We start from the raw sequence: 13076 nt of genomic DNA on the forward strand, positions 1-13076 counted from the left end.
AAGCTTGGATCCTGCAGTCATCCTGTGTGAGTGAGCGTGCTCACGAAGAGGTCGTTATGCCCGCTGCATTTTCCGCGGCCCGGACGACGCCTTCGTGAGCACGCTCAGTCCCTCAGAGACAGCGCCGTCAGTGCGACGGCGCATGGCTGATCAGGCATCCACCGTCAGCTGCTCCTGCTCGCCCAGGCCTTCGATGCCCAGACGCATGCGCTGGCCCGCGCGCAGAAACACCGGTTCCGGCTTGATGCCCAGACCCACGCCCGGCGGTGTGCCGGTGGAAATCACGTCGCCCGGCTGCAGGCTCATGAACTGGCTGAGGTAGCTGACCAGTTTCGGGATCTGGAAAATCATGGTGCGGGTACTGCCGTTCTGATAACGCTTGCCGTCCACTTCCAGCCACAGGTTGAGCTGATGCGGGTCGGCGATTTCGTCCTTGGTCACCAGCCACGGACCCATCGGGCCGAAGGTGTCGCAGCCCTTGCCCTTGTCCCAGGTGCCGCCACGCTCGATCTGGAATTCACGCTCGGACACGTCGTTGATCACGCAGTAGCCGACCACATGGTCCATCGCATTGGCTTCGTCGATGTAGCGTCCGCCCTTGCCGATGACTACGCCGAGTTCGACTTCCCAGTCGGTTTTTTTCGAGTTGCGCGGGATTTCCACGTTATCGTTGGGGCCGACGATGGCGCTGGTCCATTTGTTGAAAATGATCGGCTCTTTGGGAATGTCCGCCCCGGTTTCAGCGGCGTGGTCGGCATAGTTCAGGCCGATGCAGATGAACTTGCCGACCTGTGCCACGCAAGGGCCGATGCGGGGTGTGCCGTCGACCAAGGGCAGGCTGGCAGGGTCCAGCGCTTTGAGCTTCGCGATGCTTTCCGGGCTCAGGGCCTGACCCGATACGTCGCCGATGAATTCCGACAGATCACGGATGCCGCCGTCCTTGTCCAGCAGGGCCGGGCGTTCTTTGCCGGGTTGACCGTAGCGCAGCAGTTTCATGGGGTGTCCTCGTTTAAATGAATCGTCAGAATGGGGCGTCAGCCTCTGTAGGCGCGGATGAATTCAGTTACTCCAACCACCGTCAATGATCTGCGCCGTGCCGGTAGTAAACCCGCTGGCGGGCGACCCAAGATATAACGCCAGTTGCGCGATCTCTTGCGGCGTGCCGAGACGCCCCATCGGTTGCCGTGCCTCAAACGCGGCGTACACCTCGGCTTCATCGCGGTGCTCGCGGGCGGCCTGTTCGGCCACGCGCTGACGCAGCGACGGGGATTCGACGGTACCGGGGCAGATGCAGTTGCAACGGATGTTCTGCCCGACGAAATCGGCGGCGACGGACCGCGTGATGCCAATCACTGCGGCCTTGCTGGCGCAGTAGGCGAAACGGTTGGGGACGCCCTTGATGGCAGACGCCACCGACGACATGTTGATGATCGAGCCGCCGCCGTTGGCCAGCATGGCCGGCAGAAAGGCGCGGATCATCTTGTACATGGCGGTCACGTTCAGGTCGAAGGCGAAGCTCCAGTCTTTGTCGGAGCATTCGAGAATGTTGCCGCTGTGGACCACGCCGGCGCAGTTGAACAGCACGTCCAGCGCGCCGATCTCGGCAGCCAGTCGCTCGATGGCCGCATGGTCGGTGACGTCCAGCACGTGTTTGTGTACGCCTGTGAGGGTGTCCAGGGCTGCGCCGTTGATATCGACGGCAAAAACTTCCGCGCCGGCATTCAGGTAAGCCTCGACGCTGGCTTGACCGATGCCCTGGGCAGCGGCGGTGATGAGCACTCGCTTACCGGTGAGGTCCATGTTGAATCCCTTGTTCTTATTGTGAAGACGACCGATGTGTCAGGTCTAAAGGTCAGGCCATTGAGGGCGCAGGGATTGCGTTTCGGAGCACGCTCAACCGGCAGAGGTTTGCTATGATCCGTTCACTGCAGTCGTCCAATGGTCAGGCCATTGGTCCTGTTTTTAGCACTTGTATCCGACCTCAACAAGGTCATTTTGCTGTCGATTTGCAGTTTTCATTTTTGAGCTGAGTGCCAATGCCCATCCAAGTGATTGATAACCAGAGGCTTTATCGCCAGATCGCCGACCAATTGCGCGCCTTGATCGACAGCGGTGAATTCCCCCCTGGCAGCCGGCTCCCCGCTGAGCGCGAATTGGCCAAGCTGCTGGGTGTCAGCCGCGCGTCGGTGCGGGAGGCGATGATTGCGCTGGAAGTGATCGGTCTGGTCGATGTGCGCGTCGGCAATGGCGTGCTGGTGTGTGAGCCACCGGTGCAGATGCTGTCAGATGAGCCAGTGATGACGCAGGCGACCCGCGATCAATGGAAAGACCTCGATCCTGAACTGGGCATCGAAGTGGATTTCAGCGCGGAGATTCCGCCCTTTGCGTTGTTGCAGGCGCGACGACTGATTGAGCCGGAAACGGCCGCACTCGCGGCGCAGCAGGCCAGCGACGAAGAGCTTGAATCGATCCGTGAAGCCTTCGAGCGCAACACCCACGATAACCGCGAGCATTCCCATACCCATCCGGGCGACAGGCTGTTCCATATTCGTATTGCTCAAGCGTCCGGGAATCCGGCTTACGCGCTGATGATCCAGCATTTGCTCGGCCATCAATACGGCAGCATGTTTCAGCGTCTCCAGGCGCATTACACGTCGGACGACATGCCGTTCCGCTCGGAGCACGAGCATCGGTTGATCCTTCAGGCGTTGCAGGACCGCAACCCCGTCGCCGCACGGCAGGCGATGGCGGATCACCTGGATGAAGTGATCCGGATTTTCAGCCGGGGGGGGGTTAGCCGCGAGGCAACAGACGCAGGTCCGCCAGACTTCACCCATCCGTCGACCGCGTAACCTCTTCCCACGCCGCAATCTCTGATTCCAGCAACGCCAGCTTGTCCCGCACCAGTTTCAGTGCATCGCTGCCGAGCAACAGGTGCGCAGGCGGGTTCTCGCTGTCGATCAACTTGAGCATCGCATTCGCCGCTTTCACCGGGTCACCGATCTGCTTGCCGCTGCGTTCTTCGCGGGCCTTGCGAATCGGGTCGAAGGTTTCGTCGTAGTCGGCGATCTGCCGTGGCGAGCGTTGCATCGAACGGCCTGCCCAGTCGGTGCGAAAACCGCCCGGCGCGACTGCGGTGACGTGCACGTTGAAGGGCTTGAGCTCTTTGCCCAGCGATTCGGAAATCCCCTCCAGCGCAAACTTGCTGCCGTTGTAGTAGGCAATGCCGGGCATGGTGATGAAGCCGCCCATGGACGTGATGTTGAGAATGTGGCCCTTGCGGCGCTGGCGGAACAGCGGAACGAAGGCCTTGGTGATTGCCACGGCGCCAAACACGTTGACGTCGAACTGACGACGCAGTTCGTTCAGCGAAGATTCTTCCAGAATGCCTTCGTGGCCGTAGCCAGCGTTATTGACCAGCACATCCACCGGGCCGAATGCCGTGTCGACGTCATTGATCACGCTGTCGATGGCGTCGAATTCAGTCACGTCCAGCAACACCCCATGGGCTCGGCCCTTGGCCTGAGATTCAAACTCAGCCAGTGCTTCCTGGGTGCGCAAGGTGCCGATGACCGTGTGCCCGGCGGCCAGTGCCTGCGTGGCGAGCGCCTTGCCAAAGCCACTGCTGACGCCGGTGATGAACAGGGTTTTTGTCGTACTCATGGTGTTTCCCTCACGAGGCAGATGCCGTTGCTTGATCGCCCATGTTAGGAACATCAGGTGGCAAAGCGATGTATCAGTTCTCCGGGATGATTGCCTGATCCTGCCGGGACTGACACCTTCGAACCGTGGATACAACCCCGATCCCTGTGGGAGTGAGCTTGCTCACGAAGGCGTCGGTTCAGTCACATTCAAATAGGCTGATCCACCGCTTTCGTGAGCAAGCTCACTCCCACAGGGTTATCAGAGATCAGCGAAGGGTGATTCAGCCAGCTGCGTTCGCCTTGGTCCTGGTCACCAACCGCAAGCCACTGGCCACGCTGCCCACTGCCGCAAACCCGGCGCCGATGCTCAGTGCCAGCGCCGGGCCGTGGGTGCTGGAAATCCCGAAACTCAGCGCCACCAGGGCCGCGCCGGTCGCCTGACCGATCAAGCGGGCCGTGGCGATGGTGCCGCTGGCGCCGCTTGAGCGTTCTTTCGGGGCGCTGGTCATCAGCGCTTTCTGATTGGGTGCCTGGAAAAAGCCGAAGCCGATCCCGCACAGGATCATCCGCGCGCCGATGGACATCACGCTGGCGTCGGCAGGCATGGTCGCCAGCGAAATCATCCCACAGCAGAGCATCGCCAGACCGATACCGCCCAGCAGCCCCGGCGGGTAACGATCGGACATGCGTCCGGCGAACGGCGCGATCATCGCCACCACCACCGACCAGGGCGTCATCAGGAAACCGGTCTGCACCGGGTCACGGCCCAGCGTGGTCTCGAAGAAGAACGGCAGTGACACGAACGCCAGGCCTTGCGTGGCGAAGGAGCAAAAAGCAGTCAAAGCCGACAGGGCAAACATCGGGCGCTTGAGCAGGTCCAGCGGGAACATCGGCGCCGGGTGCCCGGCCTCGCGTTTGAGCATGGCCGCGCCGCTGACCAGAAAGATCGCCAGGGCGATCAGCACGGTGGTCATCGAGCCTAGTTGAGCCGCCTCGCTCAAGGCGAAGATCAGCGCACCAAAGGTGATGACGTTGAGGATCGCCGTCACGCGGTCAAAGGTCAGGCTGCCGGGTTTGGTGGCGGGCAGCGAGTTCCAGGCGAATACCAGGGCGAACACACCGATGGGCAGGTTGATCGCGAACAGCCACGGCCAACTGGCCACCGACAGCACCAACGAGGCGATGGTGGGGCCGATGGAAAACGACGTGCCGACCACCAGCGCGTTCATGCCCAGCCCGCGGCCGAGGCGTTCGCGCGGGAAGATCGAGCTGATCAGGCCGGCATTCACGCTCATGATCGCGCTGGCACCCAGGCCTTGCAGCACACGGGCGATGGTCAGCGTGGGCAGCGACCAGGCGAACGTGCACAGCGCCGACGACAGCACGAACAGCATCAACCCGCCAAGGTAGACCTTGCGCTGCCCCAGCACGCCACCCAACGCCGCGAACGGCAGCAGGGTCGCCACCGCCGCCAGTTGGTAGGCGTTGATGATCCACACCGATGCCGCGGGTGACGCGTTGAGGTCGGCGGCAATGGCGGGCAGGGCGGTGTTGGCAATGGCCGTGTCGAGCGTGGCCAGGGCGATGGACAGCAAAATCGCAACCATGCCGCGAAATTCGCGGGGGCTGAGTTTATCGCTGACGCACGGGGAATCCTGAGGGGTGGGCTGGACCATTATCGACAACGCTCCGGGGACTGCAGGCGGGTCTGTCTGCACAGACGAAAGCGTGATGGTGCCGGTTTGTTAGGGGGCTATGCAATGGGGAAATGCTTGAGTTTGAGGGCTCCAGGGATATGACCGGTTGTTGTAGGAGCGCGGTTGCCGACGATTGGGTAGTGTCAGACGATCCATCCATCACAGACACTCCCCAATCGACCGGATGCGGCCCAGACCAAGCGCGCTCCTACAGGGATCGGCGTTGTTTAACCGCCAGCGGTATCAATGTCCCGATCCGTATCGCCGGTCTGGTTCTCTTCCTTGGTTTTGTCAGGTGACTCGTGTTCCTCGGGCTCGAAATCGGGGGTGAAGCTGTTTTCGCCCGACTGATTGCCGTTGTTTTCCTGGCTCTGCGCGCCATTGTTGCTTTGGCTTTGCGCGCCGCCCTGGTGTTGCTCAGGCGTTGTGTTCGCGTCCGCCTTGTCCTGACCCATGTGGTTGTCCGGTGTGTCCGGGTCGATGGCGGGGTCGTGACGCTCGTGGGTCTGCTGGTTCTGTTGGTTATCCATATGCACCTCTTCTGTACGCCCGAATCACCGGGGCTTACAGAGTTCGAGGGCAAGGCGTCACAGGCGTTCGATGAATCTGCTGACCGGCTGTCCCCAGCCATCGACGAGGCAGATCAACTGTCGCGGTAAGCGCCTGTCACCGGCAAGCGGCTGCCGAGACGGTAGCGCGAGGAAGGGTGGACCAGCCGCACGTAGGTCACCACACGGCCGTTGTTCCATGTGCGACGCATCAGCACCAGACAGGGCTCGCTGGCGTCGATCTGCAGGTATTTGAGTTCGTCTGCGGTTGGATGACTGGCCTCGACAATGTGCTCCATTTCGTCCGGCTGGATGATTTGCAGCAGGTAGCGCGCTGACTGCAATGCGTCGCCGAAGGGTTGCTGCAAAAAGTCCGGCGCCGTCTGCGGATTGACGTAGCGATCCTCCAGTTGCACCGCCACATCTTCTTCGTAATGCACGCAGAGCAGGTGAAACACCGAGGCGCCGGTGGGCAGTGAGAGCGCCGAGGCGATCGGCATCGACGCTGATTCCCGCGTCAGGTGCAGCACCTGGCAGTGATAACGATGCCCTCGCGCCAGAATCTCATCGGCGATATTGCTGATGTGCAGCAGGTTCGATTGCGGCTTGCTCTCGGCGACGAAGGTGCCCACGCCGGACACTCGCAGCAGACGGCCTTCCTCGGTCAGTTCGCGCAACGCCCGGTTGACCGTCATGCGCGACATGCCCAGTTCCAGCACCAGACGGTTTTCAGAGGGAATCAGGTCGCCAGGTTTCCATTCCCCGGACACCAGCTTGCCGTGCACAAAATCCTTTGCCTGGCGGTACAGGGCTTGTGGCGCTGGCTTGTCCATCATTGACCTCCTTAACGCAGTACGGTCCGGGTGATCACCTGTAGGAGCGCGCTTGCCCGCGATCGCGACGGGTCTGACCCATCCTGTCTTCAGATCTTACGACCGGTTCCCGGCCGATCGCGGGCAAGCGCGCTCCTACACGATCGGCGCTTGCTGCTTGCCGTCCTGCCAGAACGCGTTGCGGTCGAGATAATTCTGCAAAAACTGCTGCAAGCGCGGCTGTTCGGCGTTGTGGAAGATCTGTTGCGGCGTGCCTCGCGCGACCACTTCGCCCTGATCGAGAAAGATCACCGAATCGGCCACCTGCGCGGCAAAGCCCATTTCGTGAGTGACCACGACCATGGTCATGCCTTCCTTCGCCAGGGTCTTCATCACCTGCAGCACTTCGCCCACCAGTTCCGGGTCGAGCGCGGAGGTCGGTTCATCGAACAGCATGATGTGCGGCTCCATCGCCAGCGCACGGGCAATCGCGACGCGTTGCTGCTGACCGCCGGACAACTGCGCGGGATAGGCATTCGCCTTGTGCGCCAGGCCAACTTTTTCCAGCATCGCCATCCCGCGCCTGTTCGCCTCGTCGGCCGACAGCTTGCGCACTCGGCGCAAGGCTTCGCAGACGTTGCCGAGGGCGGTCATGTGCGGCCACAGGTTGAACTGCTGGAACACCATGCCGACGTTGCGACGCACCTGATTGATCTGCGATTGCGGCGCGCGTCGGCGGCCTTTGTCGGTGTCCTGCCAGCCGAGCAACTGGCCTTCGATGCGAATCTCGCCTTCGTCGTATTCCTCAAGGAAGGCCATGCTGCGCAGCAGGGTGCTTTTGCCGGAACCCGAGGGGCCGATCAGGCACACCACTTCCGAGCGCTGTACTTGCAGGTCGATGCCCTTAAGCACGCGCAGGCTGCCAAAGCTTTTGCCCACTTTGCTCAGCGACACAATGGTCGGCTGTTCGCCCGGGGCTGTTGCTGAAGTTTTCATGCGTTCACCTTGTTTCTCGCGTGTGCTGGCGGACGCGGCACCGCTGGGTATCAGGAAGCTGTTCATGGGGTGGCTTCCTTATCGGGGTTGCTTGTTCATGAAGCGGCCGACACGGGTTTCAAGGAGCATGCCCAGCCGCGAGCAGGCTTCCACCAGGATCAGGTAGCCGATGCACAACATCAGCAGGGTCTCGACGAAGGCGAAGGTCTCCGAGCCGATACCGGTCAGGACCATCGTCAGCTCCGGAATGGTGATGATCGACAGCACGGCGGTTTCCTTGCACAGCACGGTGATCATGTTCACCAGCGCCGGAAGGATGATCACCAGCATTTGCGGCACTTGAATGCGCCAGATGCATTGCAGGCGAGTGATGCCCAGGCAGTCCGCGGCTTCCAGCTGACCCCGTGCCACCGACTCGAACCCGGAGCGGAAGATCTCGGCGAAATACACGCTGCCGTACACGCCCAGCCCCAGGATGCCGGCGGGAATCGGATCAAGGCTCAGCCCGAACGAGGGCCCGCCGTAATAGACCAGGAACAGTTGCACCAGAAACGGCGTGCTGCGAATCAGCTCGATGAACACCCGCAGCGGCGCCCGCACCAAGCGGTTGCCGAACACCTGAGCGACAGCAATCAGCATGCCTAGCGCGATGCCCAGCACCACGCCGCTGCTCCAGGTGCCGAGGGTGACCAGAAAGCCCGAGCCGATGTCGCCCAGGTGATCGGTGATGATGGTCGGGTCGAAGGTCATGCCGTCTGCTCCTTCAATCGACGTTCAAGGAGGCTGCCGCAGTAGGCGAGGGGAATGTTGATCAGGCAGTAGAAGCCCGCGAGCATCAGGTAATCCTGCACGAACATGTAGTCGCTGGCGGCGAGGTTCTGCGCGGTGCGGGTCAGGTCGGCCAGGCCGACGACGGACACCAGCGATGAGGCCTTGATCAGCAGGATCATCTCGTTGACCAGCGCGGGCAGGGTCAGGCGCACGGCCTGGGGCACGCGGATGCGGATCAGCATCTGGCTCGCGCTCAGGCCCAACAAGCCCGCCGCTTCCAGTTGACCGCCAGGAATGGCAAGGAACCCACCGCGCATGATTTCGGCGGTGTAGGCGCCGGCCGCCAGCGACAGGCCAATGATAGCTGCCACGGTGGGCGAGACATTGGGCAGGCCGATACGCGGCAGGAAGTAATAGATGAACAGCAACTGCACCAGCAGCGGAATGCCACGGAACACGAAAATGTAGGCCCCGCCCAGACGGCGCAACAGGGGAATCGGCGACAGCCGCAGGCTGCCGACAACGATGCCGATGACAAACCCGATCGCCAGCGCGGCGATGGAAACCTGCAACGTCACCCACAGGGCGCCGAGCAGTAACGGTGCGTTTTGCTGCAGCAAGGGCCAATCAAACACGGTGTGACTCCAGCGTATAAATCAGATGCCAGACGCCGAACCCTGTAGGAGCGAGGCTTGTCCCGCGATCGGCTGCGAAGCAGCCGTAAATCCATCCGCCCCGGTCGTGTCAGATACACCGCATGCGTAGAATTCACGACGACTTCGTCGCCGATCGCGGGGCAAGCCACGCTCCTACAGAGAAGCGTGGCGTTGCTGAGAACGTGGCCTTACCAAGTTGGCTCAAAATCACCCTTCGGCACGTCCATCTCGGCGCCCAGCCATTTCTTCTGCAGCGCCGCCAGACGGCCGTCCGCGTGCATCTTGTTCACCGCAGCATCCAGTGCGGCGATCAGGCTGTCGGCGTCGGCATCTTTGCGGCCCAGGTAGGCGAAGTAGGATTTCTTGCCGAACGGCGGTTGCACCACTTTGTACAGATTGGCTTTCTGCGCCGCGACGTAGGAGATGTTCGGCAACGAGTTGGCCACGGCAACGATACGCTTGGCCGCCAGGTCGGCGTAGGCCTGGTTATTGTCGACGTACTCGCGAATGGTGACCTTCTCCGGCAGGGTCGCGGCGAAGGTTTTCAGCTCTTCCAACTGCGCAGACCCTTTACCGGCACCCACGGTTTTGCCCGCGATGTCCTCAGGCTTCTTGATGCTGTCGTCCTTGGCACCGACCATCAGCGCCACCGTGGCTTCGGCAATCGGTGAGACGAAGTGATAACGCTCTTTACGGGCTTTGGTGACGATGATCGGACCGGCGACCACGTCGAATTTCTTCGCCTCAAGGCCTGGCAGCACGCTTGGCCACGGCAGGTCGAGGAACTTGATCTTGACCCCCAGCTCCTTGCCCAGTTCTTCGAACAGCTCGGCGTTCAGGCCTTTCTGTTTACCCGCGTCGAGAAAGTCGAACGGGGCGAATTGCATTTCGGTACCGACCACCAATTCACCGGCTTTCTTCACGTCGGCCAGTTGGTCGGCGTGAGCGGCCAGAGGCACTGCCCCCAAGGCAAAAGCTGCCAGAGCGGCGGCGATGCTCAGGCTTTTGAACGTCTTACTGAACACTTTCTTACCAACGCAGGAATCGAGTTGCATGGGGTAACTCCTTCAGATGCAGTGTTGTCGTCGTTATGTGGGGCAGAGGTGGTAGCTCGTGCTGCAGTTAGCGTGCCATACCGGTATATACAACCACTCAAGCCTTCAGCCGAAGATTTTCCCCGGATTGAGAATGCCCTTGGGGTCGAAACTGCGTTTGAGCTCGGCCATTGTCTGCAACGCTTCGTCGCTGACCGAGTGATGAAGAAACTCGCGCTTGAGCAGACCGATGCCGTGTTCAGCGGAGACTGCGCCACCCAGTTCGCCGACCGCGCTATAGACCAGCTCCTCGATTTCGTAGACCGGCGCCGGTTGCGGCAGCGACTGGCAGTCCACGGTCAGGTGCAGGTTGCTGTCACCGATGTGGCCGAAATACACGCTGTGGTTACCGGGCCAGCGCTCATCCAGGCGTTGACGGCACAGGTCGGCGAAGTCCCCTATCTGACCGATCGGCAGGCTGATGTCGAAATTCAAAGGCGCCAGACGCACCGGGAATTCGCCGGTGGCTTCGCGGATCTTCCACAGGCTGCGAGCCTGGGTCTGTGACGTGGCGAGGATCGCATCGACAACTTCGCCCGCCTCGATGGCGGCTTCCAGCGTCTGTTCCAGCACGTCGCTGGCCGCCGAGGACTCCAGCAGCACGTACAGCGGATGATGGTCGGGCATCGGCGCGACCGGGTTTTCCAGCCACGACACACCCATGCGGAAGAAGTCCTGCCACATCAGTTCATACGCCTGCGGCGTCCCGGCGCTGCGCTGGATGCGACGCAACAACGCGACCGCGCTGGCGTAATCGGGCAGGGCGCAGAGCAGGGTGGTGGACTGCCCCGGCTGAGGCGCCATCTTCAACACCGCACGGGTAATCACCCCAAGGGTGCCTTCGCTGCCGATGAAGCACTGTTTTAGGTCATAGCCGCAGTTGTTCTTGATCATCTTGTTCATCAGGTTCAATACGCGACCGTCGGCGAGCACGACTTCCAGGCCGAGCACCAGATCGCGGGTCATGCCATATCGAATCACGGCATTGCCACCCGCATTGGTCGCAATATTGCCGCCGATCTGGCAGGAGCCGCGAGCGCCCAGGTCCAGCGGAAACAGGTAGCCGGCGTCGGCAACGGCCTGCTGGATTTCCTGCAGCGTGGTACCGGCTCTGACGGTGACCGTCGCCGCTGCCGTGTCGATTTCCTCGATGCCGCGCAGGCGATCCAGCGACAGCGCGATGTCGGTGGCGCGGGGCACCGCGCCGCCTGCCAGGCCAGTCATGCCACCTTGCGGCACGACCGATTGCCCGGCGGCGTTGCAGATGCGCAGGGCAACTGACACCTGTTCGGTGTCTTTGGGCAGGAGCAGCGCGGCTGGGCAGGTCGGCGCGTGGCGGGTCCAGTCGCTGTAGTGCCGCTGGCTGATGGCATCGCCGGTCAGCACCTGCGCATCGCCCAAGGCTGCACGTAACTGGGTGAGGGTCTGTTGCAGGTCGCTCATGTCATCCACTCACGGTAAAGGTGGCGTCAGGCTTGCGGCTGGCGCTCAATTGATTCAGGTCCGGCTGACCGAGCAGGGTCAGGGCCAGCCGCAGTTCGTTCGCCAGCAAATCCAGCGCATGGCCGGCGCCAGCTTGCCCGCCGACGGCCACGCCGTAGAGGGTGGCGCGGCCCAGCAACACGGCGTCCGCACCCAGCGCGCAGGCCTTCAGGACGTCGGTGCCGCGCCGGACGCCGCTGTCGAGGAGGATGCTGAGCTTGCCTTTGGCGACATCCGCGATGGCGGGCAGGCAATCGAGCGCGGCGGGGACGCCATCCAGTTGCCGACCGCCGTGATTGGTCACCACAATCCCGTCCAGCCCCAGGTTCACGGCCTGTTCGGCGTCTTGCGGGTGCATCACCCCCTTGAGCACCAGGCGATGAGGCCAACGCTCCCGCAAGCGGGCCAGGAACGCCCAGCTCAGCTGCTTCTCCATCTTTTCACCGATGAAATGTGCGGCGCCGGCAGCATTGCGCTGGTCGGCCGGCAGGTAGCGGTCGAGGTTGGCCATGCTCGGCATGCCGTGCGGCCACAGCGCCTGCCTGATCCAGCGCGGGTGGTGCAGGACGTCTAGCTTGTTGCGCAGGCTCAGTTGGCGAGGGCGAGCGAAGTTGCGCTTGTCCCATTCGCGGTTGCCCAGCAGCACGGCGTCGGTGGTCAGCAGCAAGGTTTTGCAACCTACCGCCTCGGCGCGCTGCAGCAAGTCCTCTTGCACCGAGGGGTCGCTCATGCTGTACAGCTGAAACCACAGGTTCACGTCGGGCACGGCGGTGACGATTTCTTCCATCGAGCGGGTCGAAACGGTGCTGAGGGAAAAGGGCAGGCCGCGCTCGGTGGCGGCGCGGGCAAGATGAATGTCGGCATCGCGGTGCAGCATGCCGTTGTAGCCAGTCGGTGCAATCGCCATCGGCAGCGCCAGTTGTCGCTCGAACAGCGTGCGGCGTGTGTCCGGGGTCTGCCAGGGAACCAGCGTCCTTGGCAGCAGGCTGACCTCGGCGAACGCCTGGCGATTGCGCGCCAGGGTCAGCTCTTCTTCGGCGCCGCCTTCCAGATACTCCCAGGCAAAATGCGGCAGGCGCCGACGGGCCATGTGAGCCAGTTCGGCAATGCTGTGCGCACGGAGAAAATCGGTACCGGCGTGATAGCGACGCATGACAATCCTTGGGGAAGCTGTATAGACAGCTAACGCAAGATGCAGGCCAGTTCAGCGCAGGAAGCTGGCGCTTGGGCTGCCATCATTCCTGCAGGAAAAACGCTTGGGCGTTGTCACCAAAAGTTGCACCGATTGAGGCCGGCCTGCCCGGTACTGGGGCGTCCCGAAACCCTGCGCGATCACTGTAGGAGCGTGGCTTGTCCCGCGATCTGGCGCGCAGCGG

The 13076-nt window shown here is 62.2% G+C and carries 13 protein-coding genes; 1 reads left to right on the top strand and 12 read right to left on the bottom strand.

From position 1 onward, the window contains the following. Window positions 1-150: 150 nt before the first annotated feature. Window positions 151-996, bottom strand: a complete 846-nt coding sequence (locus tag ABDX87_RS24145) for a fumarylacetoacetate hydrolase family protein (RefSeq protein ID WP_346830142.1) — start codon at window positions 994-996, stop codon at window positions 151-153. 63 nt (window positions 997-1059) lie between these two features. After that, window positions 1060-1800, bottom strand: a complete 741-nt coding sequence (locus tag ABDX87_RS24150) for an SDR family oxidoreductase (RefSeq protein ID WP_346830143.1) — start codon at window positions 1798-1800, stop codon at window positions 1060-1062. A 236-nt stretch (window positions 1801-2036) separates the two neighbouring features. Here ABDX87_RS24150 and ABDX87_RS24155 point away from each other — a divergent pair, with 236 nt between their 5' ends. Continuing rightward, window positions 2037-2852: a FadR/GntR family transcriptional regulator gene (locus ABDX87_RS24155; RefSeq protein WP_346830144.1), complete on the top strand. Its 816-nt coding sequence runs from the start codon at window positions 2037-2039 to the stop codon at window positions 2850-2852. On the opposite strand, the gene ABDX87_RS24160 is transcribed toward ABDX87_RS24155, so the two are convergent. From ABDX87_RS24160 to ABDX87_RS24205, 10 genes are all read right to left on the bottom strand, one after another. Further along, window positions 2830-3663 carry an oxidoreductase gene (locus ABDX87_RS24160; protein WP_346830145.1) on the bottom strand — a complete coding sequence of 278 codons (834 nt, stop codon included), beginning with the start codon at window positions 3661-3663 and terminating at the stop codon, window positions 2830-2832. The genes ABDX87_RS24155 and ABDX87_RS24160 overlap by 23 nt on opposite strands. A 262-nt stretch (window positions 3664-3925) precedes the next feature. Then, a complete protein-coding gene (locus ABDX87_RS24165; RefSeq protein ID WP_346830146.1) occupies window positions 3926-5251 on the bottom strand; it encodes an MFS transporter in 1326 nt (441 codons plus the stop codon). A 317-nt stretch (window positions 5252-5568) separates the two neighbouring features. Continuing rightward, window positions 5569-5871: a hypothetical protein gene (locus tag ABDX87_RS24170; RefSeq protein ID WP_346830147.1), complete on the bottom strand. Its 303-nt coding sequence runs from the start codon at window positions 5869-5871 to the stop codon at window positions 5569-5571. A gap of 113 nt (window positions 5872-5984) precedes the next feature. Beyond that, on the bottom strand, window positions 5985-6725 hold the full coding sequence (gene hutC, locus ABDX87_RS24175; protein WP_346830148.1) for a histidine utilization repressor: 741 nt from the start codon (window positions 6723-6725) through the stop codon (window positions 5985-5987). A gap of 132 nt (window positions 6726-6857) precedes the next feature. Next, the gene (locus ABDX87_RS24180; protein WP_346833608.1) at window positions 6858-7697 is read right to left on the bottom strand and encodes an amino acid ABC transporter ATP-binding protein; all 840 of its coding nucleotides are present in this window, start codon (window positions 7695-7697) and stop codon (window positions 6858-6860) included. A 78-nt stretch (window positions 7698-7775) separates the two neighbouring features. Beyond that, window positions 7776-8447 carry an amino acid ABC transporter permease gene (locus ABDX87_RS24185; protein WP_346830149.1) on the bottom strand — a complete coding sequence of 224 codons (672 nt, stop codon included), beginning with the start codon at window positions 8445-8447 and terminating at the stop codon, window positions 7776-7778. Then, on the bottom strand, window positions 8444-9103 hold the full coding sequence (locus ABDX87_RS24190; protein WP_346830150.1) for an amino acid ABC transporter permease: 660 nt from the start codon (window positions 9101-9103) through the stop codon (window positions 8444-8446). Before ABDX87_RS24190 ends, ABDX87_RS24185 begins: the two co-directional genes overlap by 4 nt. Window positions 9104-9312: 209 nt before the next feature. Then, a complete protein-coding gene (locus ABDX87_RS24195; protein ID WP_346830151.1) occupies window positions 9313-10179 on the bottom strand; it encodes a transporter substrate-binding domain-containing protein in 867 nt (288 codons plus the stop codon). 105 nt (window positions 10180-10284) lie between these two features. Further along, a complete protein-coding gene (locus ABDX87_RS24200; RefSeq protein ID WP_346830152.1) occupies window positions 10285-11661 on the bottom strand; it encodes an FAD-binding oxidoreductase in 1377 nt (458 codons plus the stop codon). Between the two features lies 1 nt (window position 11662). Then, on the bottom strand, window positions 11663-12853 hold the full coding sequence (locus ABDX87_RS24205) for an alpha-hydroxy acid oxidase (protein WP_346830153.1): 1191 nt from the start codon (window positions 12851-12853) through the stop codon (window positions 11663-11665). Window positions 12854-13076: the final 223 nt, after the last annotated feature.

Origin of the sequence: Pseudomonas abietaniphila, from assembly GCF_039697315.1 — a bacterium.
Lineage (GTDB): Bacteria > Pseudomonadota > Gammaproteobacteria > Pseudomonadales > Pseudomonadaceae > Aquipseudomonas > Aquipseudomonas abietaniphila_B.